The 22,284-nt window shown below is 72.9% G+C and carries 22 protein-coding genes; 9 read left to right on the plus strand and 13 right to left on the minus strand.

Annotated features, from left to right (window positions below):
* Positions 1-7: 7 nt before the first annotated feature.
* On the minus strand, positions 8-880 hold the full coding sequence (gene folP, locus ACPU2J_RS19120; protein WP_361592507.1) for a dihydropteroate synthase: 873 nt from the start codon (positions 878-880) through the stop codon (positions 8-10).
* Positions 881-1,052: 172 nt separating this feature from the next.
* Positions 1,053-2,903: a phosphatidylglycerol lysyltransferase domain-containing protein gene (locus ACPU2J_RS19125; protein WP_361592504.1), complete on the minus strand. Its 1,851-nt coding sequence runs from the start codon at positions 2,901-2,903 to the stop codon at positions 1,053-1,055.
* Positions 2,904-3,055: 152 nt separating this feature from the next.
* Here ACPU2J_RS19125 and ACPU2J_RS19130 point away from each other — a divergent pair, with 152 nt between their 5' ends.
* Positions 3,056-4,165, plus strand: a complete 1,110-nt coding sequence (locus ACPU2J_RS19130) for an alpha/beta hydrolase (protein WP_361592501.1) — start codon at positions 3,056-3,058, stop codon at positions 4,163-4,165.
* 72 nt (positions 4,166-4,237) lie between these two features.
* Here ACPU2J_RS19130 and ACPU2J_RS19135 read toward each other — a convergent pair whose 3' ends face one another.
* Positions 4,238-5,200 carry an ABC transporter ATP-binding protein gene (locus tag ACPU2J_RS19135; RefSeq protein ID WP_420080020.1) on the minus strand — a complete coding sequence of 321 codons (963 nt, stop codon included), beginning with the start codon at positions 5,198-5,200 and terminating at the stop codon, positions 4,238-4,240.
* Between the two features lie 152 nt (positions 5,201-5,352).
* On the opposite strand from ACPU2J_RS19135, the gene ACPU2J_RS19140 reads away from it, so the two are divergent.
* The 4 genes from ACPU2J_RS19140 to ACPU2J_RS19155 all read left to right on the plus strand — a co-directional run bounded on the left by ACPU2J_RS19140 (position 5,353) and on the right by ACPU2J_RS19155 (position 8,961).
* Positions 5,353-6,063 carry an ABC transporter permease gene (locus ACPU2J_RS19140; RefSeq protein ID WP_423833700.1) on the plus strand — a complete coding sequence of 237 codons (711 nt, stop codon included), beginning with the start codon at positions 5,353-5,355 and terminating at the stop codon, positions 6,061-6,063.
* Between the two features lie 4 nt (positions 6,064-6,067).
* The gene (locus ACPU2J_RS19145; protein WP_423833701.1) at positions 6,068-6,736 is read left to right on the plus strand and encodes an ABC transporter permease; all 669 of its coding nucleotides are present in this window, start codon (positions 6,068-6,070) and stop codon (positions 6,734-6,736) included.
* Positions 6,737-6,785: 49 nt separating this feature from the next.
* Positions 6,786-7,766 carry an ABC transporter substrate-binding protein gene (locus ACPU2J_RS19150; protein ID WP_365496879.1) on the plus strand — a complete coding sequence of 327 codons (981 nt, stop codon included), beginning with the start codon at positions 6,786-6,788 and terminating at the stop codon, positions 7,764-7,766.
* Between the two features lie 97 nt (positions 7,767-7,863).
* Positions 7,864-8,961: a hypothetical protein gene (locus ACPU2J_RS19155; protein ID WP_361592487.1), complete on the plus strand. Its 1,098-nt coding sequence runs from the start codon at positions 7,864-7,866 to the stop codon at positions 8,959-8,961.
* 24 nt (positions 8,962-8,985) lie between these two features.
* Here the strand turns inward: ACPU2J_RS19155 and ACPU2J_RS19160 are convergent, their stop codons facing one another.
* From ACPU2J_RS19160 to ACPU2J_RS19175, 4 genes are all read right to left on the minus strand, one after another.
* A complete protein-coding gene (locus ACPU2J_RS19160; RefSeq protein ID WP_361592484.1) occupies positions 8,986-9,585 on the minus strand; it encodes a TetR/AcrR family transcriptional regulator in 600 nt (199 codons plus the stop codon).
* A 65-nt stretch (positions 9,586-9,650) separates the two neighbouring features.
* Entirely contained in the window at positions 9,651-9,860 is a 210-nt protein-coding gene (locus tag ACPU2J_RS19165; RefSeq protein WP_361592481.1) for a hypothetical protein, read from the minus strand.
* Between the two features lie 30 nt (positions 9,861-9,890).
* Complete coding sequence (locus ACPU2J_RS19170) at positions 9,891-10,766, minus strand: arylamine N-acetyltransferase family protein (protein ID WP_423833702.1); 876 nt, start codon at positions 10,764-10,766, stop codon at positions 9,891-9,893.
* 40 nt (positions 10,767-10,806) lie between these two features.
* Positions 10,807-11,949, minus strand: a complete 1,143-nt coding sequence (locus ACPU2J_RS19175) for an NADH-quinone oxidoreductase subunit D (protein ID WP_361592475.1) — start codon at positions 11,947-11,949, stop codon at positions 10,807-10,809.
* 30 nt (positions 11,950-11,979) lie between these two features.
* Here ACPU2J_RS19175 and ACPU2J_RS19180 point away from each other — a divergent pair, with 30 nt between their 5' ends.
* Both ACPU2J_RS19180 and ACPU2J_RS19185 read left to right on the plus strand, forming a co-directional pair.
* Positions 11,980-12,471 carry a PH domain-containing protein gene (locus ACPU2J_RS19180; RefSeq protein WP_361592472.1) on the plus strand — a complete coding sequence of 164 codons (492 nt, stop codon included), beginning with the start codon at positions 11,980-11,982 and terminating at the stop codon, positions 12,469-12,471.
* Complete coding sequence (locus tag ACPU2J_RS19185) at positions 12,468-13,865, plus strand: PH domain-containing protein (protein WP_423833703.1); 1,398 nt, start codon at positions 12,468-12,470, stop codon at positions 13,863-13,865. Before ACPU2J_RS19180 ends, ACPU2J_RS19185 begins: the two co-directional genes overlap by 4 nt.
* A gap of 45 nt (positions 13,866-13,910) precedes the next feature.
* On the opposite strand, the gene ACPU2J_RS19190 is transcribed toward ACPU2J_RS19185, so the two are convergent.
* Both ACPU2J_RS19190 and ACPU2J_RS19195 read right to left on the minus strand, forming a co-directional pair.
* A complete protein-coding gene (locus tag ACPU2J_RS19190) occupies positions 13,911-14,585 on the minus strand; it encodes a response regulator transcription factor (RefSeq protein WP_361592469.1) in 675 nt (224 codons plus the stop codon).
* A 17-nt stretch (positions 14,586-14,602) separates the two neighbouring features.
* A complete protein-coding gene (locus ACPU2J_RS19195; RefSeq protein WP_420080015.1) occupies positions 14,603-15,805 on the minus strand; it encodes a sensor histidine kinase in 1,203 nt (400 codons plus the stop codon).
* A 106-nt stretch (positions 15,806-15,911) separates the two neighbouring features.
* Between ACPU2J_RS19195 and ACPU2J_RS19200 the strand changes: the two genes are divergently transcribed.
* The gene (locus tag ACPU2J_RS19200; RefSeq protein WP_423833704.1) at positions 15,912-16,931 is read left to right on the plus strand and encodes an SAM-dependent methyltransferase; all 1,020 of its coding nucleotides are present in this window, start codon (positions 15,912-15,914) and stop codon (positions 16,929-16,931) included.
* A 61-nt stretch (positions 16,932-16,992) separates the two neighbouring features.
* Here the strand turns inward: ACPU2J_RS19200 and ACPU2J_RS19205 are convergent, their stop codons facing one another.
* On the minus strand, positions 16,993-18,546 hold the full coding sequence (locus ACPU2J_RS19205; protein WP_420080013.1) for a M28 family metallopeptidase: 1,554 nt from the start codon (positions 18,544-18,546) through the stop codon (positions 16,993-16,995).
* Between the two features lie 241 nt (positions 18,547-18,787).
* Positions 18,788-19,912 carry a DUF5937 family protein gene (locus ACPU2J_RS19210; protein ID WP_420080012.1) on the minus strand — a complete coding sequence of 375 codons (1,125 nt, stop codon included), beginning with the start codon at positions 19,910-19,912 and terminating at the stop codon, positions 18,788-18,790.
* 199 nt (positions 19,913-20,111) lie between these two features.
* On the opposite strand from ACPU2J_RS19210, the gene ACPU2J_RS19215 reads away from it, so the two are divergent.
* Positions 20,112-20,321 (plus strand): hypothetical protein, encoded by a 210-nt coding sequence (locus ACPU2J_RS19215; RefSeq protein ID WP_361592454.1) that lies wholly within the window; start codon positions 20,112-20,114, stop codon positions 20,319-20,321.
* Between the two features lie 180 nt (positions 20,322-20,501).
* On the opposite strand, the gene ACPU2J_RS19220 is transcribed toward ACPU2J_RS19215, so the two are convergent.
* Together ACPU2J_RS19220 and nadC are read right to left on the minus strand one after the other, a co-directional pair.
* Positions 20,502-21,311 carry a type III pantothenate kinase gene (locus tag ACPU2J_RS19220; protein WP_361592451.1) on the minus strand — a complete coding sequence of 270 codons (810 nt, stop codon included), beginning with the start codon at positions 21,309-21,311 and terminating at the stop codon, positions 20,502-20,504.
* A gap of 4 nt (positions 21,312-21,315) precedes the next feature.
* A complete protein-coding gene (nadC, locus tag ACPU2J_RS19225) occupies positions 21,316-22,284 on the minus strand; it encodes a carboxylating nicotinate-nucleotide diphosphorylase (protein WP_361592448.1) in 969 nt (322 codons plus the stop codon).

A 22,284-nucleotide genomic window follows, 5' to 3' on the forward strand; every position in this document is an offset into this window, starting at 1 on the left:
TCGAGGTTCAGAGTGCCCCTTCCACGGCACGGGCCACCCGAACCGCGTCCGCGCTCGCCCGTACCTCGTGGACCCGTACGGCCCAGGCGCCGTGGTGGGCGGCGATCGCGGAGACGGCGGCCGTGGCGGCGTCGCGTTCGCGGGCGGGGGGCGGGGTGCCCTCGCCGCTGCCGGCCAGCACCCGGCCGAGAAAGCGCTTGCGGGAGGCGGCGACCAGCAGCGGGAAGCCCAGGGCGCGCAGCTCGGCGAGGTGCGCGACGAGGGCCAGGTCGTGCTCGGCGTTCTTGGCGAAGCCGAGGCCGGGGTCGACGAGGAGGCGTTCGGGGGCGATGCCGCCGCCCACGACCGCGTCGATCCTGGTGCGCAGTTCGGAGGTGACCTCGGCGAGGACGTCCTCGTAGACGGCGAGGCCGTTCATGCCGGCGCTGAAGCCGCGCCAGTGCATGACGACGAAGGGCACCTCGGCCGCGGCGACGGCCGGGATCATGCCGGGGTCGGCCAGTCCGCCGCTGACGTCGTTGACCAGGGTGGCGCCGGCCTCGACGGCGCGGGCGGCGACGGCGGCGCGCATGGTGTCCACGGAGACGGTGACGCCCTCGGAGGCCAGGCCGCGGACCACGGGTATGACCCGGCGCAGTTCCTCGTCCTCGTCGACGCGGGAGGCTCCGGGCCGGGTGGACTCGCCGCCGACGTCGACGAGGTCGGCGCCCTGCGCGACGAGGTCGAGGCCCCGCTTGACGGCCGCGGTGGTGTCGAACCAGCGGCCGCCGTCGGAGAAGGAGTCGGGGGTGACGTTCACGACGCCCATGACCGCGCAGCGGTCCCACTCCGGCAGACCTTCGACCCGGCCCCGGCCGGTGGCTCCACGCTTCGTGTTCATGGGTCCAGGGTAGGCCTGACCTGGACACGGCAGGGTCCGGGCCGTGGCGGTACGGGGTGACGGGCGCCGGGGAGGGCGGGCCGGCCCGTGGCAGCGCGAAGGCCCGGCCGGGGGTGCCGGCCGGGCCTTCGGAGGAGCGGTGTGCGCCCTGGTGCGGTGTCGCTGTCCGGGCTCAGGCCGCCTGGACCTCGCGCTCGCGCTGCTGGGGCACGGTCGCCACCAGGTTGTGGGTGCAGGTGCGGACCGGCTTGGGACGGCGGCGGCTGGCGAACAGCCGGGGCAGGGCCAGGGTGACGAAGCCCTCGGCCTGCATCGCGGCGAAGCCGATGCGGGGCAGGTCCCGGGTGGTGCGGAAGACCACGAAGCGGGGCTCCCAGCGGGGCCGGAACTTGGCGTTGAACTTGTAGAGCGACTCGATCTGGAACCAGCGGGAGAGGAAGACCAGCAGGTTGCGCCACATCCGCAGGACCGGGCCGGCGCCGATCTTCTCACCGCGGGCCAGGGCCGAGCGGAACATCGCGAAGTTCAGCGAGACGCGCTCGATGCCCAGCGACGGGGCGGCCTCCAGGGAGGCGACGATCAGCAGCTCGTTCATGCCCGGGTCGGCGCCGCGGTCGCGTCGCATCAGTTCGAGCGACATGCCGTCCTTGCCCCACGGCACGAAGTGCTGGATGGCCTTCAGGTCGCCGAAGGGGCTGGTGTCGCCCTCCTCGACGCGGTGGGCCGTGGCGATGAAGCAGTCGCCGTCGCCCGGGTCGCCGACCCGGCCCAGCGCCATCGAGAAGCCGCGCTCGGTGTCGGTGCCGCGCCAGGCCTCGGCGGCGCCGCGGACCTGCTCCAGCTCCTCCTGGGTCAGCTCGCTGACCCGGCGGACCTTGGTGGTGTAGCCGTTGCGCTCGATGCGCTTCACCATCTGGCGGACGTTGCGCATGGCCCGGCCGGAAAGGGAGAAGTCTTTGACATCGACAATCGCCTCGTCACCCAGCTCCAGGGCGTCCAGGCCGGTCTCGCGGGTCCAGACCTCGCCGCCGGTCTCGCTGCAGCCCATGACGGCCGGGGTCCAGGAGTGGGCCTTGGCCTCCTCCATGAAGCGCTCGATCGCGCCGGGCCACGCCTCGACGTCGCCGATCGGGTCGCCGGAGGCGAGCATCACGCCGGAGACGACGCGGTAGGTGACGGCCGCCTTGCCGCTGGGGGAGAAGACGACGGCCTTGTCGCGGCGGAGCGCGAAGTGGCCGAGGGAGTCGCGGCCGCCGTGCCGGGCGAGCAGCTCGCGCAGCCGGCCCTCGTCGTCGGCGGTGAGCCGGGCGGCGGGGTGCTCGGGGCGGAAGGCGAGGTAGATGGTGGTGAGGGCGGTCAGCATGCCGAGGGCGCCGAGGGAGTAGCCGACGGTCCAGGACACCCGGCCCGCGTAGTCGACGGGGCCCTCGAAGCCGAAGAGGCCGTAGACGACGTGGGTGATCTGCTCGTAGAGGCTCGGGTTGCCGACGACCTTGCCCGGGTGCACGTTCACGATGACCAGGCCGAGGCCGATGGAGCCGGCGCTCATCAGGACGAAGTTCGCGAGCGCCTTCCAGCGGCTGCGCGGGTCGGGCAGCGCCCGGAACTCCTTGTGGTGGACGAGGAGCAGGGTGAGCAGCACCGCCGCGATGATCACGCCGATGACCGAGTGGCGGTAGATGAACTGGGCGGCGGCGCCCGCGGGCAGCAGCACGACGGCGGCACGCCAGGCGCGGCGCTTGTGGCGCTTGAGACCGTGGGCGAGCAGCAGCAGCAGTACGCCGGCGCTGATGGAGAGGGCCGCGGCGAAGGGGCCCAGCGAGCCGGGCAGCACCTCGGTGACCGCGTGGATCCGGCTGTGCCGGAAGCGCGGGAACACCCCCGCCGCGATGTCCAGAAGGCCGACGATCATGACGGCCGTACCTACCAGGCCGGGCACCGACTCCGGCTGTGGACCTCGGAGGATTCGGCGGACCCTGCTCGGAACCTGTCCCGACTTATCGCCATCTATCCTGCTAGACATCGCTTCCCGTTGCTCCGCGAGAGATCATGTGGCCGAAGGCCGCGACAGCCTCCGGTGTGTGGTGCGTCCCTTAGGACGACATCGACGCGAAGCGGGTTCACTCTTCCGTCGGAAATTTCCAGTCCTGCCATCAGAAAGTCGACTGACTGCTCATGGGTCTCACCAGTAATACGGTTCTGGCGCTGGCCGTCCTCGCCGGTGTGCTGCTGTTCGCAGCCACGGTGTGGTTCTGGCCGAAGCTGTCGGGCCGCACCTGGCGCGCGTTCACCGGCCGGATCGGTCTGCTGCTGGCGACGCAGCTGGCGCTGTTCTCCGCTGTGGGGCTCGCGGCCAACAAGTCCTTCCTGTTCTACGGTTCCTGGGCCGACCTGCTGGGCCGGGAGACCTCCATGGGCAAGGTCGTCGACCACTCGATGAGCAGTAAGGACATCAAGGTCGTCGACAAGCAGAAGCTGGACGTGCCCGGCGGCGCGAAGCCCCAGGTGGGCGGTCAGATCCTGAAGGTGGCCATATCCGGGCAGAAGTCGAAGATAACGAGCCCGGGCTACGTGTGGCTCCCGCCGGAGTACTTCCAGCCGCAGCACAAGGACGAGAACTTCCCGGCGTCCATCGTCCTGACCGGCTACCCGGGCACGGCCGAGAACCTGATCAAAGGGCTCGACTACCCCATGAAGGCCTTCAGCCTGTCCAAGGCGGGCAAGATGAAGCCGATGATCCTGGTCATGCTCCGGCCGACGGTCGCACCGCCGCGTGACACCGAGTGCGTGGACGTCCCCGACGGTCCGCAGACCGAGACCTTCTTCGGCGTGGACCTCCCGCAGGCCATCACCGACACCTTCCGGGTGGGCAAGAAGCCCGAGAACATGGGCTTCATCGGCAACTCCACGGGCGGCTACTGCGCCCTGAAGATCGCCACGCACTACCCGCAGACCTTCGGTGCCGCCGCGGGTCTGTCCGCGTACTACGAGGCGCCGGACGACCCGACGACCGGTGACCTCTTCCACGGCGACGAGAAGCTGAAGAAGCGCGCGGACGTCCTGCACAGCATCGCGAACAAGAAGCCGACCGGTACGTCCTACCTCGTCACCAGCAGCGAGAAGGGCGAGCCGAACCTCGTCGACACCCGCAAGTTCATCAAGAAGGTGCAGGGTCCGGACCGGGTCTCGTCGATCATCCTCGACAGCGGCGGCCACAACTTCAACACGTGGCGGCGCGAGATCCCGCCCATGCTGGTGTGGATGAGCGGACGCATCCAGGCCTGACGGCCGTGCGGTGGGACGCCGGGAGCAGGGGCCCGACCGAGAGGTCGGGCCCCTTTTTCATGCCTCCTGTTTTCATGCCTCCTGCAGCTCGGCCCGCCGCAGCGCCCGGTGCACGCCCTGCGGGGTCAGGACACCGGCCGGGGTCCCCGTCTCCGGGTCCGTCACCGCGATCCGGCCCGAGTCCTCCTGCAGCAGCGCGGCCAGGGCCTCGCGCAGCGACGCGCCCAGCTCCACCGAGACCCCCGGGGCGGGGTCCCCGGCCGGCTCCAGGTCGGCCTCGGTGACGGCCGTGACCGCGAGCCGTTTCAGCCCCCGGTCGGAGCCGACGAAGGAGGCCACGTACGGGGTGGCCGGGGCGCTCAGCAGCGCCGCCGGGCGGGCGAACTGCTCGATGGTGCCGGTGCCGTACACCGCGATGCGGTCGCCGAGCCGGATCGCCTCCTCCAGGTCGTGGGTGACCAGCAGGATGGTCTTGCGCACCGTCTTCTGGAGCGTCAGGAACTCGTTCTGCAGCCGCTCGCGCACCACCGGGTCCACCGCCCCGAAGGGTTCGTCCATCAGCAGCACCGGCGGATCGGCGGCCAGGGCGCGGGCCACGCCGACGCGCTGGCGCTGGCCGCCCGAGAGCTGGTGCGGATAGCGGCTCCCGTGCACGGCCGGGTCCAGGCCGACCAGTTCGAGCAGTTCGGCGGCCCGTGCGCGGGCCGCGGCCTTCGGGGTGCCGACCAGCTGCGGCACGGTCGCGGTGTTCTCCAGGACCGTCCGGTGCGGGAACAGTCCCACCTGCTGGATGACGTAGCCGATCCGGCGGCGCAGTGCGACGGGATCGGCCCCGGCGATGTCCTCGCCGTTCACCAGGACGCGGCCCGAGGTCGGGTCGATCAGCCGGTTGACCATCTTCATGGTGGTCGTCTTGCCGCAGCCGGACGGTCCCACGAGTGCGACCAGCTCGCCCTCCGCCACCTCGAAGGACAGATCCTCGACGGCCGTCGTCCCGTCGGGGTAGCGCTTGGTCACCTGCTCGAATCGGATCATCCGTCCATCCTTCCCCATGCCCGCCGCCCGAATGTGAAGGCGGTGTTGCTCCCGTGCGAAGGATTCCGGCCACCGGCGGCCTTGCGGGTTAGGGTCGTTTCAGGGGCGTGCGATCGGGCATGCGTACGTTTTCGCGACGGGGGGTGAGGGGCTTGTCCGGGCAGGGCTGCCTGGTGGCGAACGACTGGATCTGCTGGGAGTACGTCACCTCCCGGTCCCAGGAGCTCACCGACGCCACCCTCGAACACGTCTGGATCACCGGCTCGTCCGTGCTGATCGGACTCGCCGTGGCCCTGCCGCTGGCCCTGCTCGCCCGTCGCGGCCGGCACTGGGCCGCACCCGTGCTGACCTTCACCACCCTGCTCTACACGGTCCCCTCGCTGGCGATGTTCTCGCTGCTGCTGCCCTTCTTCGGCCTGTCGGCGGCCCTGGTGGTGACCGGGCTCGTGCTCTACTCGCTGACCATCCTGGTCCGCAACGCGCTGGCCGGCCTGGAGGCCGTTCCCGAGGAGGTACGGGAGGCCGCGCGCGGCCTGGGCTACGGGCCCGTCCGGCTGCTGTGGCAGGTCGAACTGCCCCTGGCGCTGCCCGCGCTGCTCGCCGGCGTGCGGATCGCCACCGTCTCCACGGTCGCGCTGACCACCGTCGGTTCGATCGTCGGCAAGGGCGGCCTCGGCAACCTCATCGCCCCCGCGGTGAACAGTTCGTTCAAGGCCCAGGTGTTCACCGCCTCGCTGCTGTGCGTGCTGCTCGCGCTCGCCGCCGACCTGCTGCTGCTCGGCCTGCAGCGGCTGCTCACCCCGTGGACCCGGGGTGCGGACCGGTCCGCGACCCGGCCCGCCGTCCCCGGAAAGGGGGCCTGAGGCCGTGGGCGTGCTGGGAGGGGCCTGGGACTGGCTCGCGGACGGCGCCAACTGGTCCGGGGAGAGCGGTGTGTGGCACCGGCTCGCCGAACACGTCTACGTCAGCGGGCTCGCGCTCGCGATCGCCTGCGCGGTGGCGCTGCCGGTCGGCCTGTACCTGGGCCACCTCGGCCGGGGCGGCGCCCTCGCCGTCAACCTGTCCAACATCGGGCGGGCCGTGCCGGTCTTCGCGGTGCTGGCGTTGTTCATGGTCTCCCCGCTGCGCAACGCGGGCTACCTGCCCACCGTGGCCGCCCTCGTGCTGTTCGCCGTACCGCCGCTGCTGACCAACGCGTACGTCGGCATGCGGGAGGTGGACCGCTCCGTGGTGGAGGCCGCCCGCGGGATGGGCATGTCCGGCGCGCAGCTCTTCTGGCGGGTCGAGCTCCCGCTCGCGCGCGGTCTGCTGATGACCGGGCTGCGCTCGGGCGCCGTCCAGGTCGTGGCGACGGCCACGATCGCCGCGATGGTCGGCCAGGGCGGCCTCGGCCGGATCATCACCGCCGGTTTCAACACGTACGACACCCCGCAGGTCGTCGCCGGGGCCCTGCTGGTGGCCGCGCTCGCCCTGCTGGTCGAGGGGGTCCTGGTGGCGGCGGACCGGCTGCTGCCCCGGCCCGCCGCGGAGCGCTGACCCCGTCCCTCCCCCCGTCCCCGTCCACCGCCTCGATCGGAGTACCCCCATGACCAAGACCACGCGCGTCCTCGGCGCGTCCCTGGGCGCCCTCGCCCTCACCGTGTCGCTGGCCGCGTGCGGCGGCGACAGCCTGGAGCAGAGCAAGGAGGCCGGCGGCTCCGCCGAGCCGGGCTCCGGCGGCAAGGGCACCCTGGTGATCGGAGCGGCCGGCTTCACCGAGTCCAACGTCCTGGCGGAGCTGTACGCGCAGATCCTCGGGGACGCCGGCTACGGCACCTCGGTCAAGACGGTCAACAACCGCGAGCTGTACGAACCGTCGCTGGAGAAGGGCGAGATCGACGTCGTCCCCGAGTACGCGGCGACGCTGGCGGAGTTCCTCAACGCCAAGGTGAACGGCCCGAAGGCGCCGGAGGAGAAGCCGGTGGCGTCGAGCGACGTCGCGGCGACGGTCGCGGGGCTGGAGCGGCTCGCGGGGCCGCTGGGTCTGAAGGTGCTGCCCGCGGGCGCGGCCGTGGACCAGAACGCATTCGCGGTGACCAAGGAATTCGCCCGGAAGAACAACCTCAAGACGCTTTCCGATCTTGGTAAGTCGGGGCTGAAGGTGAAGATCGCGGCGGGTGACGAATGCTCCGTCCGTCCCTTCTGCGCACCGGGGTTGACCGGGACGTACGGAATTCAGGTTTCCGGTGTGGACCCGAAGGGCGTCGGCACGCCCCAGGCCAAGCAGGCGGTCAAGGACGGGGTCGACCAGCTGGTCCTCACGACCACCACTGACGCCACCCTCGACACCTTCGACCTGGTGCTGCTGGAGGACGACAAGAAGCTCCAGAACGCCGACAACGTCCTGCCCGTGGTCAACGCCAAGGACGCCGGGGCCCCCGAGATCGCGGCCGCGCTCGACCGGCTGACCAAGGTGCTCACCACGGCCGACCTGATCGAACTGAACCGCAAGGTGGACGCGGAGCGGGCGAAGCCGGCGGACGCGGCGAAGGCCTACCTGGAGTCCAAGGGCCTTCTGAAGAAGTAGGGAGCGGCGGCCGGAGGCGAATTGCGGGGTAACTGCCCGGGAACAGATTGCCGGGTGGGTATCCCGCACGACCTCGACGCCCTGTAAATTTCAGGCCATGCCTCGTGGACGCCACCGCAATCCCGAACCCCTGCACCGGCTGCTCACGCCGACGGCCGTCGCCGGTGTGTCCGTCGCGAGCGCCGGCGCGGCCTGGCTGCCCGCGGGCCCCGACGGCACCGCCCTGAGACTGCTCGTCACGCTCGCCGCCGCCGCCGGGATCGCCGGCGCCGTGGTGATGCGGGCCTGGGACCGGGCGGCGGGCCGCCGGGTCGCGGAGCTCGCCCGCGAGCGGGTCAAGGACGAGTGGCGCACGGACGAGCGGATCGCCGAGCTGGAGTCCGACCTCGAGGAGGCGCGCGTGCTGCGCGCCCGCCTCGACGCCAAGCTGCGGGCCAAGCGGGTCGAACTGGCGGGCCTGCGGGGCGAGCACGCCGCTCTGCTGCGCCGGTACGCGACCGCCGAGACGGAGCGCGCCAGCGCCCTGGAGGGCCGCCGGCTGCTGGCCATCGAGGCCTCGGCGACCCCGGGGTCCGCGCCGAAGGAGCTCCCGGCCGTGTCCGAGGAGCGCACCTCGGCGGGCGCGCCCACCGCGGTCGGGTACGCCCGGGCGCACGCGGCGATGGCCGCGCTGGCGCGCAAGGCGCAGGAGCGGGAGCTGCCCGCGGCCCCGCAGGCGCGTTCGCTTCCGGCGGCCGCCCCCGGTGGTGGCGCCGCGCTGCCCGCGACCGCCGCGACTCCGGCGTCCGCGCCGGTGCCCCCCGCTCCGTCCGTGCCCGCCCCGTCGGTGCCCGCGCGCCGTCCGGCCGCCGCGGTCGCCCCGTACGCGGCCCAGCGGCGTACGGCGTCCCGGGTCGAGGGCGGCTTCGACTTCTTCGGCACGAAGAACGCGGCGCAGGCCCGTGCGGCGATCGAGGCGGTCCAGAACGAGGACCTGGCCGACGTGGTGGGCGCCGAGGCCCTCGCCGTGCACAAGGCCGAGGTGGCCCAGGAGTCCGCGCAGGAGCCGGCGGGGGAGCCCGCGCCGGAGGGCGCCGACCCGGAGTTCAAGCCGGCGACCGACGAGACCCGCGCGGTGGGTCAGGTCATCGACCTGACCGAGCACGACGAGACCGAGCCGATCGACGTGGTCCGGCTGCGGACCGCGATCTCCTAGCGGCCCGCTCCTGGCGGCCCGCTCCTAGCGGGGGGCGTACGAGGCGACGAGCCGGGCCAGGTGGCGGCCCGCCACCAGCAGGGGAGTGCGGCTCTGGGTGACCTGCGAGGTCATCTCCGCGCCCTCCAGGGTGTTGACCACGGTGATCGCCAGATCGTGGGCCTCCTCCTCCGGGTAGCCGGAGTCCAGGAGCTTAGCGGCCACCAGCTGCTGCCAGTGCGCGAAGGCGAGGGCGCAGGCGGCCTGCAGATCGGGCAGGCGGCCGACGGTCTCCAGGGCGGTGGCCGTCACCGGGCAGCCGTCCCGCCAGTCGGAGGCCTCCAGGGCCTCGGCCAGCAGAGCGGTGACGGCCTCCAGCGCCTCGGCCGGGTCCTGGCGGGCGGCGAGTCCGGTGCGCAGGAGCGCGGCGAACTCCTCGTCGCCGTAGTGGATCGCGGCCACCGCGAGTTCCTGCTTGCCGCCCGGGAAGAAGTGGTACAGCGAGCCGAGGGTGGCTTCCGCCTCGCGGACGAGCTGCTTGACCGGGGTGTTCTCGTAGCCGCCGTGCTGCATGAGGCGGGAGGCGGTGCGGACCAGCCGCTCGCGGGTCCCCTGGGCGGTCTTCGTGCCTGTCGCTGCTGCCATGGCCGGATCCTACCCGGAGAATGGATAGAGCGCTCGTTCCAATCCGAGGCGGCCGGTCCCACGCCTCAGAACAGCGGCAGCTGCCCCGGCATGTCGGGCAGGACAAAACCGTCCAGGGTGGGCGCGGCGGCGCCGAGCACCACCCGGGCCCGGGAGCCCGGACAGGACACCAGGTCCCCGCGGGTGGCGGGCGGGTCGTGGCGGGCGATGCGGCCCGCGGTGACGGCGCAGTCGCGGCCGCAGGAGGGGCAGGCCCGGCGGGGGGAGTGGGACATGCCGCCAAGTCTGCCCTGCCGCGCCGACATTCAGTCCCGGGCCGGCTCCGCGTCGGCCCGCTGCCGCTCCAGCCAGGCCTCGTGCGTGCGCTCCACACCGGCCCACAGCGCGGCGCGGTCCGCGGGGCCCAGGTCGTCGAGGTTCCGCCCGAAGAGCCCGCCCAGGACGGCGAACAGCTCCTCCGGCCCGGACAGCACCCGCTCCTGCGTCCGCTCCCCGCGCTCGGTGCGGGTCAGGACCCTGCCGCGCAGGCCGTCCGTACCCTCCGCGTCGCGCCGGAACACCGCGAAGGTCCGCACGAAGGGCGACTCCTCGTCCGTGGACAGCCACGCGTGCATGTCCTCGAAGTCGGCCGTCCGCGCCGGGGCGTCGCGGAAGTTCATCCGCCGGGCACCCCCGGCGGAGGGGAAGAAGGCCCAGCCCGGCCCCTCGCCCTCCAGCGGATCGAGCCGTTCCAGGCGGTAGGTGAAACCGTTCCGCTCGTACGTGCCCGCGCGCAGCGGCAGCGGCTCGTGCGGGCCCATGTCCCCGAGCCCGGCGTCCACCCAGAACTCCTCGCCCCCGGCCCGGACGGTCAGGACGAGGTGGTCGCCCCGGACCCCGCGCGACTCCGCGTCCGCGCTCACGCCCCCGAGGTGCCGGGTGACCTCGTAGCCGAGGGACTCCAGGAGCGCCGCGAAGGCGCCGTTCAGGTGGAAGCAGTAGCCGCCCCGCCCGTCGGTGAACCGGCTCACCGACAGCGCGGGATCGATCCCCGGCGGCCGGCCGAGCCGGATGTCCACGTTCTCGTACGGGACGCGCTCCAGGTGCGCGCGCTGCAGCGCGAACAGCCCCTCGACGCTCGGTCCGCCCGGGGCGGTCACACCGAGCCGGCGCAGGTAGCCGTCGAACGGATCAGGGTTCATCGGGCCACCCTAAGCCGCCCCGACTCCCCCCGGAGCGGGGTTATTTGTCGATGTCCCCGACCACGAAGAACAGCGAGCCCAGGATCGAGACCATGTCCGCGACCAGCTGCCCGGGCAGCAGCACGGCCAGCGCCTGGATGTTGTTGTAGGAGGCGCTGCGCAGCTTCAGCCGGTACGGGGTCTTCTCGCCCTTGGAGACCAGGTAGTAGCCGTTGATCCCCAGCGGGTTCTCGGTCCAGGCGTAGGTGTGGCCCTCGGGCGCCTTGAGGACCTTGGGCAGCCGCTGGTTGACCGGGCCGGGCGGCAGCTCGGCCATCCGGTCCAGGCAGGCCACGGCCAGGTCGAGGGCGTTGTGGGTCTGGTCCAGCAGGCACTCGAAGCGGGCCAGGCAGTCGCCCTCGGTGCGGGTGACCACCTTCAGGACGTCCTGGAGCTCGCCGTAGGCCAGGTACGGCTCGTCGCGGCGCAGGTCGAAGTCGACGCCGGAGGCGCGGGCGATCGGGCCGGAGACCCCGTACGCGTGCACCGCCTCGGCGGACAACACCCCGACGCCGCGGGTGCGGCCGCGGAAGATCTCGTTGCCGTGGACCAGCTTGTCGTAGACGTCCATCCGGGTGCGGACGTCCGCGATCGCGGCGCGGGCCCGGCCGAGCCAGCCGGCCGGGAGGTCCTCCTTGAGGCCGCCCACGCGGTTGAACATGTAGTGCATGCGGCCGCCGGAGATCTCCTCCATGACGGCCTGGAGCTCCTCGCGCTCCCGGAACGCGTGGAAGATCGGGGTGATGCCACCCAGTTCGAGCGGGTACGACCCGAGGAACATCAGGTGGTTCAGCACCCGGTTCAGCTCGGCCAGCAGCGTCCGCATCCACACGGCCCGCTCGGGGACCTCCATGCCGAGCATCCGCTCGACCGCCATGACCACGCCCAGCTCGTTCGAGAACGCCGACAGCCAGTCGTGGCGGTTCGCGAGCATCACGATCTGGCGGTAGTCGCGGGCCTCGAAGAGCTTCTCGGCACCCCGGTGCATGTAGCCGACCACCGGCTCGGCGCTGGCGATCCGCTCGCCGTCCAGGACGAGGCGAAGGCGCAGCACACCGTGCGTGGAGGGGTGCTGGGGCCCGATGTTGAGCACCATGTCGGTGCTCTCCGCCGCTCCGCCGATACCGACCGTGGTCTCCGTCATGCGGGCATTCTCCCACCCTAGGGTGGGGGCATGGATACGGGGACGAAGGGTGAGACGGGGGCCCCGCAGTGGGTGGGGCTGCCGGGCGGCCTGCTCACCATGCGGCGGACGCTGCTGGCGTTCTGGGCGGGCCTGCTGACGGTCGCGACCGGGCTGCTGCTCGGTCTGCTGGTGGGTCCGCCGTGGGCGGCCGCGGCCGCGTTCTGGCCGGCCGCCCTCGGGTGGGGCTGGGTGCTCCTCGGCCGGAACTGGCGGTCCTGGCGCTACGCGGAGCGCGCCGACGACCTGCTGATCAGCCGCGGGGTGCTGTGGCGGGAGCAGACGGTGGTCCCGTACGGGCGGATGCAGCTGGTCGAGGTCACCTCCGGCCCGGTGGAACGCCGCTTCGGGCTGGCCTCGCTCCAGCTGCACACCGCGGCGGCCGCCACCGACGCCCGGATCCCCGGGCTGGCACCGGCCGAGGCCGAGCGGCTGCGCGACCGGCTCACCGCCCTCGGCGAGGCAAGGTCGGCGGGCCTGTGACCCCCGCCCCGGCGGGCGAGGACCCGGTGGCTCCCGATCCGGCTCCGGCTCCCGCTGCCGCGCCCGCGCCCGCTCCCGGTTCCGCGGCGGCCGAGCGCCGGCTGCACCCCTTCACCCCGCTGCGCCGCGCCTGGGTGCCGATCGCCGCGACCGTCGGCATCCTCGCCCAGCAGGGCGACCGGGCGGTGCGGTGGGTGGTGGACCTGTCCGCGCTCCTGCGGGTGGCGACCCTGGCGGGAGTGATCGTCCTCTTCGGCGTGTACGGCTTCCTGAGCTGGTGGTTCACCCACTACGCCGTGACCGACACCGAACTGCGCATCCGCACCGGCCTGCTCTTCCGCCGCACCGCCCACATCCGGCTCGACCGGCTCCAGGCGGTGGACGTGTCCCGGCCCCTGCTGGCCCGGCTGACCGGCGTCGCCAGCCTGCGGCTCGACGTGATCGGCACCGAGGAGAGGGACCAGCTGTCCTTCCTGGGCGAGAAGGAGGCCGTCGCCCTGCGCGCCGAGCTGCTCGCCCGGGCGGCCGGCTTCGCGCCGGAGGAGGCGGTGCGGCTCGGCGAGGCCCCGCAGCAGGAACTGCTCCGGGTGGGCCCGCGCGAGCTCGCCGCGTCCCTGCTGCTCAGCCTCGGCGTCTGGGCGGCCCTGGCCGGGGGCCTGGTGGCACCGGCAGTGGTGTGGTGGTTCAGCTCCAGCCCCTGGGTCGCGGTCGTGACCCTGCTGCCCATGCTGGGCGCGGTGTGGGCCGGCACCGTCGGGCGCTTCCTCGCCGAGTACGACTGGCGGGTCGCCGACTCCCCGGACGGGCTGCGCCTGGACCACGGCATGCTGGACCGCGCCCACGAGACCGTGCCGCCGGGGCGCGTGCAGACCGTACGGATCGTGGAGCCGCTGCTGTGGCGGGGGCGCGGCCTGGTCCGGGTGGAACTGGCCGTGGCCGGATCGAAGAACGACGTGCTGGTCCCCGTGGCCTCCCGGGCCGCCGCCCACGCGGTGATCGCCCGGGTCCTGCCCGGGGTGGACCTGGACGCGCTGTCCTTCTCGGGCTCCCCGGGCCGCGGCGCGCGCTGGGTGGTGCCGGTGTGGTGGAAGGGCTACGCCCTGGCGGTGTCCCCGCAGGTGTTCGCGGCCCGGCACGGCCGGCTGTGCCGCCGTACGGAGGTGGTCCCGCACGCCAAGGTGCAGAGCGTCCGGCTCACGCAGGGCCCGTGGGCCCGTGCCCGCCGGGTGGCCGACGTCCACGTGGACACCGGGGCGAACGCCACGGTCACGGCCCGGCTGCGGCCGGCGTCCGGGGCCGCGGAGCTGCTGTACGAGCAGGCGGCCCGCTCGCACACCTCGCGCAAGTCGGCCCGGCCCGACCGCTGGATGACGGAAGCGGACCCGCAGCCCTGACGCGGGCGCCCGGACCCCGGCGCGGCCGGGGCCCGGGCGGTGGGGCTAGCCTGCGCCGCCGCCCGCGCGCACCAGGCCCGTCTCGTACGCCAGGACCACCACCTGGACCCGGTCGCGCAGGCCCAGCTTGGTCAGGATGCGGCCCACGTGGGTCTTCACCGTCGCCTCCGACAGGACCAGCCGGCCCGCGATCTCGCCGTTCGACAGACCCTGGGCCACGAGCATCATGACCTCGCGCTCGCGGTCCGTGAGCCGCTCGATCTCCTTGTTCTGCGGCTCCTGCGTGGTCGTCGGGAGCATCGGCGCGAAACGGTCCAGCAGGCGCCGCGTGGTGGAGGGGGCGACCACCGCGTCGCCGCTGTGCACCGAGCGGATGGCCGCCAGCAGCTCGCCCGGCGGCACGTCCTTCAGCATGAACCCGCTGGCCCCCGCCTTCAGGCCGGAGAAGGCGTACTCGTCCAGGTCGAAGGTGGTCAGGATGATCACCTTCGGGTGCTCCTCCGGCTCGCAGATCCGCCGCGTCGCCTCGACGCCGTCGAGCCGCGGCATGCGGACGTCCATCAGCACCACGTCCACCTTCGTGGCCCGCAGCACCTCCAGCGCCTCCAGGCCGTCGCCCGCCTCGGCGACGACCTCCATGTCCGGCTGGGCGGCGAGCACCATCCGGAAGCCGGTGCGCAGCAGCACCTGGTCGTCGACCAGCATCACTCGGATGGACATCGGTTACCTCGTCCTCGTCATTTCTTCTTCAGGGGGAGCAGTGCGCTGATCCGGAAGCCGCCGCCGGGCCGCGGCCCCGCGTCCAGGGTCCCGCCGACCATACCGATCCGCTCGCGCATGCCGATCAGTCCGTGCCCGGCCCCGTCCGCGCCGCCGTCCTCGTACAACTCGTGGGCCGCGCCCCGGCCGTCGTCCTCCACCAGCAGGCCGAGCCCGTCGTCGAAGTAGACCAGCCGCACGCTGGCCCGCGCTTCGGGGCCGCCGTGCTTGCGGGTGTTGGTCAGCGCCTCCTGCACGATCCGGTACGCCGTGAGCTCGACGCCGGTGGGCAGGCGGCGCGGTGCGCCCTCGACCTCGAAGTCCACCGTCAGCCCCGCCGCCCGCACCTGCTCGACCAGGACCTCGATCTGCTCGACGTCCGGCTGCGGCACGTAGTCCTCGGACTCCTGGGGCTCGCCGGTGCGCAGGACGCCCAGCAGCCGGCGCATCTCGGCGAGGGCCTGGCGGCCGGTGCCGGAGATGGTCTGGAGGGCCTCCTTGGCCTGCTCGGGGGCCACGTCCATGACGTAGGCGGCGCCGTCCGCCTGGACCACCATCACCGAGACGTTGTGCGCGACGACGTCGTGCAGCTCGCGGGCGATGCGGGCGCGCTCGGCCGCCACCGCCACCTTCGACTGCGCCTCGCGCTCCTTCTCCAGCCGCTGGTTGCGTTCGACCAGCTGGGCGTAGTAGGCGCGCCGGGTGCGCAGGGAGTCGCCCAGCACCCAGGCGAGGGCGAAGGGGACGATCATGAACACGGCGAACAGGACGTTGTCGACCGTGTTGGCGCCCTTGTCCACGCCGTAGCGCAGGAAGTACAGCGGTGCGGCGGCGAGACCCCAGCCCAGCGCGGTGCGCGACACCCAGCGCGGGACGTCGCTCGCGGCGACCGTGAAGAGGATCACGAACATCGCGATGTCCCAGAACCCGGCCGTGATGCCGAGGGCCAGCTGGTAGACGCCGGCGCCCAGGGTGAGCCAGAACATCGCCTGGGTCCACTTGCGGCGCAGGGCCACGGCCGTGCTGAGCGCGAGGACCACGGGGACCGCCGCGAACTTCAGGCCGGTGCTGAGGGCGGACTCCTCGGAGACGTTCAGCATCGACACACCGAAGAAGAGGACAGCCCAGAAGCTGTCGACGCCCGTCGGGTGTCTGCGGAGGAAGTCGTAGAGGCGCTGCACGTCACCCAGCGTAGGGAACGGAGATAGGTGCTGGAGTCAACCAGAGGGCCGAACCTGGCCCCCGGGGCGTACTCCCCAAGGTGGAGGGTGAGCATAGCCTTCGGTGATGAGCACTGACGGCGGTTCGCCCGACCCGGTCCGGTGGCGCGCCGCGATGGAGAACGCGCTGTACGGGCCCGGCGGCTTCTACGTGCGCCCGGGCGGCCCCGGCCCCGCCGGCCACTTCCGTACCTCCGTGCACGCCTCGGGGCTCTACGCGGCGGCCGTGGCCCGTCTGCTGGAGCAGGTGGACGCCCGGCTCGGGCACCCGGACCGGCTCGACCTCGTCGACGTGGGGGCCGGCCGCGGGGAGCTGCTGACCGGGGTCCTCGGGGCGCTGGACCCGGGGACGGCGGCGCGGGTGCGCCCGTACGCGGTGGAGCGCGCGGAGCGGCCCGCCGGCCTGGACCCGCGGATCCGCTGGGTCCCGGAAGCGCCGGCCGGGACCACCGGCCTGCTCTTCGCGAACGAGTGGCTGGACAACGTGCCCCTGGAGATCGCCGAGGACGGGCGGTACGTCCTGGTCGCGCCCGACGGCACGGAGAGCCCGGGCGGCCCCCTGGAGCAGGCCGACGCGGCCTGGCTGGAGCGGTGGTGGCCCGGCGGCGGGCGCGCCGAGATCGGGCGGCCGCGCGACGAGGCCTGGGCGGCCGCCACCGCCACCGTGGAGCGGGGCCTGGCCGTCGCGGTGGACTACGCCCACACGCGCGCGGCGCGGCCGCCGTACGGCACCCTGACGGGCTTCCGCGCCGGCCGGGAGGTGCCGCCGGTGCCGGACGGCAGCTGCGACGTCACCGCCCACGTGGCCCTGGACGCGTGCGCGGGGCCGGGCGCGGTCCTGCTGACGCAGGCCCGGGCGCTGGGCGTCCTCGGGGTCTCGGGGGCCCGGCCCCCGCTGGCCCTGGCCTCCTCGGACCCGGTGGCCTACGTCCGGGCGCTGGCGGCGGCGGGCGAGGCCGCGGAGCTGACCGCGCGGTCCGGCCTGGGGGCCTTCGGCTGGCTGGTCCAGCCGGTGGGCATCCGCCCGTGGCCGGACCCGGACCCGGACCCGGAATCGGATCCGGAGCCGGCTCCGGATCCCGTCTGACGGCGCGGGGCCGGACCCCCGGTCGGGGATCCGGCCCTGCGCGAGCGGCGGGTGCCGCAGGCTACTGCGTGACCTCGTCGTGGCCCTGGTGCAGGCCGCCGCCGCCACCGCTGCCACCGGGGGTCGGCGTGGAGACCACCGGCTTGGCCAGCGGCGCGAGGTCCCAGGCGTAGTGGCCGACCGCGTCCGCGATGACGTCGACGTTGATGTCGAGCGCCTTCTGGTCGATGTTGGTGATGTCGTCACCCGCGCCGTGGTAGTTCACGTCGTAGGCGACGCCGGCCTGGCCGCCGAACTTCACGGCCTCGTCGGCCGTCTTGATGCCCTCGGCGCCCGTGAAGGTGCCGCCGGAGGGGATGCCGACCTCGATGAACGGGCCGTAGTCCGAACGGCCGGAGAAGTCCGTGCCCGCGTGCGGGATCTTCTTCGAGTCGAGGAAGTCGGTGATCCCCTTCTCGATCTGGGCGGAGCCCTCCGGGCCGGGGCCCGAACCGACGCCGTCGGAGTCGTCGCCGTCGTAGACGAAGTACGCGGCGTTCGGCGAGGCGATCATGTCGAAGTTGAGGTAGAGCTTGATCTGCTTCTTCTGGGCGTCCGTCAGCCCGCCGACGTACGCCTCCGATCCGAGCAGGCCGAACTCCTCCGCCGACCACCAGGCGAACTTGACCTTGTTCTTGATCTTCTTCTGCTCGCTCGCGAGCCGCTGGGCGACCTGGAGGATGCCGGCGGAACCGGATCCGTTGTCGTTGATGCCCGGGCCGGCTGCGACCGAGTCGAGGTGCGCGCCGAGGAAGACGGTGTTGTCCGCGTCGCCGCCCCTGGTCTCGGCGATGACGTTGAAGGTCTTGCGGTTCTCCCGCAGTTCGCGGATGTCGAGGGTGAGTTCGACCGGTCCGGCGGCGGCCTCGGCGGCCAGCTTCTCGCCGTCCGCCTGGGTGATGCCGCCCGTCGGGACCTTGCCCGCGGTCGGGTCGCCGATGGTGCCGTTCAGGGCGCCCGCGGTGTTGTTGTAGATGACCGCGCCGACCGCGCCGGCCGCCGCCGCGTTCTGCTGCTTGACCGCGAAGGTGCAGCCGCCGCGCTTGACCAGGGCGATCTTGCCGGTGAAGGCGCCGGCGGCGAAGTCGCCTGGCTCGCAGCCGTTGGTCCCGTCCGCGTCCACCGGGGCGACGGCGACCGGGGCCGTCACACCGCCCTCGGGGGAGTTCGCCGTATAGGTCATCAGGTGGATCGGGACGTCACGCCCGTTCGCGCCGTTGACCGTGAGCTTCTCCTCGAGGGTCTCGACGTAGACGAAGTCGAACTCGTTGCGGGTGACCGTGTACCCGGCCGCCTTCATCACGGCCTCGACGTACTTGGCCGACTGCTCGTGGCCCTTCGAACCGGCCGCCCGGTTGCCGTTGTTGTAGTCGGCGATCGACTGCAGGACCTTGAGGTGGCTGAAGGCTCCCTTGCCGGTCGCGTCCTTGACCAGTTTGCGGGCCAGGGCGTCGCCCCGGGCGGCGTCGCTCTGCGGGCTGCCGGTGGCACCGGCCGGCCCGGCGAGCAGCAGGGGGGAGACGAGGGCCGCGGCTGCCAGGGCGGCGGTTGCTGCGGCTATACGGCGTGAGGGCATGAAGGTCCTTCCACGACAAAGGCGAGCAGGGCTGGGCGGAGCGGGCACGACGGGGCGCGGTACGGCGGGAGGCGGCCCGTCGGTCTTGCGGAAGCGGTGCGCGTTACGTGGGGGAACGGTGGACGCACGTTAGACAGCAAGTGGCCATGATGGCCAGAGTTTTCGCTGATTCCGGTTTATGAATTCCGTATATCGGAGAAGCCACGCCGGCGGGAACGAGCCGTCCACCTGCGGATCCGTCCTACCGGAGGACCCCTTCGATGAAGTCCGACCCGATGCGCGCCACCGCTCCCAGATCCAACTGGTGCTGCGCATAACGGCCTTGCCTTCGCGTATGCATCAGACCCGCCTTTTTCAGCACGGACAGATGCCGCGACACCTCCGGCGCGGTGATCCCGTGGACGGTCGCCAGTTCGCCCGTCGTGTAGGGGGCCCGGGCCAGGCTCCGGCACAGCATCATCCGCATCGGGTGCGCCAGCGCCTCCATCCGCCGCTGCAGCAGCTCCACCGAGCCCGGCGAGGAGGCCGGGCCGGGGGTGCCGAGCGGATAGTGGACCACCGGACGCCAGCCCGGCGCGTGCAGCACCAGCAGATGCGGCCAGCCGAAGTCGGTCGGCACGAAGACGAGGCCGTCGCCTATTCGGTGGTCGGTGGCCGTCGTCGTCCCGTGGAGCATCTTGTCGGCCGTGATGGTGGTGAGGCCCTCGTCGACCGCCAGCGCCGCCGAGACGTCCTTCAGCGCGGCCGGAAGGCCCTTGCGGCGCAGCAGCTCGCCCTTGTGCCGGGCGTCGGCGCTCTGCCCCGGCTCCAGCCGCTTCCAGGTCTCCGCGAAGAACGCCTCCTCGCAGTCCTCCAGCAGCCGCCGCAGCCACGTCCGCACCGCGGCGGTGTCGTCCAGCAGCCGCAGCGAGAACTCCAGCTGCCGCGGCCCGCGCGCGGCGGCCGCCTCCAGGGCCCGGGACCGCGCCCCCGCGTCGCGCAGCGGCGAGGGGTAGCCACCCTGGTCATAGAGGGCGAGCCAGCAGTGCTCCAGCGCGGCCGCCACGAAGCGTTCGTCGTCCATCCGGTCGAGGACGTCGAGCTCCTCGGCCAGCGTCGCGGCGGGCCGCCCGGTCCCGCCGGGCACCCCGGCGAAGGCCATGAAGACGTCGGAGAACGAGCTGCGCCACATGAACTCGGCCTCCAGCAGCCGGTCCGCGAGGCACGGGTCGAGCGCGGCCGAGGTGGCGGCGGTCCAGGAGGCGAGCCGCGGGTGGTGCGCGGGCTGGGAGAGCGCGTGCAGGGCCATGCAGAGCTCGGCGAGCGGGGAGGGCGCGAAAACGATCCGTTCGTGGGGCAGCCCGGCGATGTCGATGGTGACGCTCATCGGGCCATTCTGTCCGTTCCCGCACGTCGAGGGCGTACGGCCCGGTCGCCGGACGCCTGCCGTACGGGTGCCGCGGGAGGCCGCGCGAGGGCGGCCGAGCGGGTGATCGGGAGGGCTCCGGGGGCGACGCGGAGCGGGTCGATTGACGGAGAACGTCAACCGTCGTGCGGGATGCCGCCGACGGGGTGAGGGTGAAGGCATGACAGCGATCGAGCAGTACCTCATCGACACCTGGAGGGCCTCCCAGCACGGGGACCCGATGCCTCCGCCGCCCGGCCGCGACGACGTCGCCGTCCTGCGCGAGGTCCGCTCCGACCAGCAGTTCCGGGCCGTCCTGGACGGCGGCGAGGCCCGCCACCCCTGGCGGGCGGCCCTGCGCCGGATGTTCCACCGCCCCCGCCCGTGCTGACGGCCCGGCCGCGGGCCGCCTCCGGGGGTGCGGCGCGGCCCCCGTCCCGCCGCTGAGAGCGGGTACGGGGACCGGGCCGCCGCTCAGGTCGTGTCGTCGAAGTCCCTCCCCCAGCTACCGCTGGGAGGTGCCCCGACCCCGCCCTTCGGGCGGCCGACGCCACTTTTTTGACGACACTCCCTACGCGAAGTTCGGCGCGTTGCGCTCGTACACCAGTCGCAGACCGATCAGGGTCAGCCACGGCTCGTGGTCGTCGATCACCGACGACTCGCCGAGCACCATCGGCGCGAGTCCGCCCGTCGCGATGACGCGCACGTCGTCCGGATCGCCGGCCGGCCCCGCCAGCTCCTTGGCCATCCGGGCCACGACCCCGTCGACCTGGCCCGCGAAGCCGTAGATCACGCCGGACTGCATGGCCTCGACCGTGGACTTGCCGATCACGTGGCGCGGCCGGGCCAGTTCGATCTTGCGGAGCTGGGCGCCCCGCACCCCGAGGGCCTCCATCGAGATCTCGATCCCGGGGGAGATCACCCCGCCCACGTACTCGCCCTTCGCGGACACCGCGTCGAAGGTGGTCGCCGTCCCGAAGTCGACCACGATCGCCGGGCCGCCGTAGAGCTCGACCGCCGCGACCGCGTTGATGATGCGGTCCGCGCCGACCTCCTTGGGGTTGTCCATCAGGATCGGCACGCCCGTCCTGATGCCGGGCTCGACCAGCACCGCCGGCACGTCGCCGTAGTAGCGCCGGGTGACCTCGCGCAGCTCGTGCAGGACGGACGGCACCGTCGAGCAGATCGCGATGCCGTGGATGCCGTCGCCGAGCTCGCTCCCCAGCATCGGGTGCGTGCCCATCAGGCCCTGCATCAGCACGGCCATCTCGTCGGCCGTGCGCCGCGGATCGGTCGAGATGCGCCAGTGCTCGACGATCTCGTCCCCGTCGAACAGGCCCAGGACCGTGTGGGTGTTGCCCACGTCGATGGTGAGGAGCACGGCGTTACACCGCCTCGCGCAGGTCGAGACCGATGTCGAGGATCGGCGAGGAGTGCGTCAGCGCGCCGACCGCCAGGTAGTCCACACCGGTCTCGGCGTACGCCCGGGCGGTCTCCAGCGTCAGCCGGCCCGAGGACTCCAGCACCGCGCGCCCGGCCACCAGGGCCACGGCCTGCTCGGTCTCCGGCACGGTGAAGTTGTCCAGCAGGATCAGGTCGGCCCCCGCCTCCAGGACCTCGCGGACCTGGTCCACGGTGTCGACCTCGACCTCGATCGGGACCTCGGGGAAGGCCTCGCGCACCGCCGTGAAGGCCTGCGCGACACCGCCCGCCGCCACCACGTGGTTGTCCTTGACCAGGGCCGCGTCCGACAGCGACATCCGGTGGTTGACGCCGCCGCCGCAGCGCACCGCGTACTTCTCCAGCGAGCGCAGGCCCGGCGTGGTCTTGCGGGTGTCGCGGACCTTCGCCTTCGTGCCCTCCAGCACGTCCGCCCAGCGGCGGGTGGCCGTCGCGATGCCGGACAGGCGGCACAGGATGTTCAGGGCGCTGCGCTCGGCCGTCAGCAGGTCACGGGTGCGGGAGCGCACCGACAGCAGCAGGTCGCCGGCCTTGACGGAGTCGCCGTCCTCCGCGTGCCGCTCCACCTCGAAGGCCTCCGTGCACACCACGGAGAACACCGCCTCGGCGATGCGCAGGCCCGCCACGACCCCGTCCTCGCGGGCCACGAAGTCCGCGACGGCCTCGGCGTCCTCGGCCACCGTGGCCACGGTGGTCACGTCGACCCCGCCGTCCAGGTCCTCGGAGAGCGCCATGTGGGCGATGTCCTCGACCTCGATCGGGTCCAGGCCCGCCTCCTCCAGGAGCTGCGCGAGCGCCGGGTCCAGTCCGGTCTCCTCGCCGTCGCCGCATGCGCAGTCGTCGCCGCAGCCGCCGTCGTTCTGGTCGATCAGGGGAAGTTCGGGGGTGCTCAC

This window comes from Streptomyces manipurensis, from assembly GCF_049570255.1.
GTDB classification, from domain to species: Bacteria; Actinomycetota; Actinomycetes; order Streptomycetales; family Streptomycetaceae; genus Streptomyces; species Streptomyces manipurensis.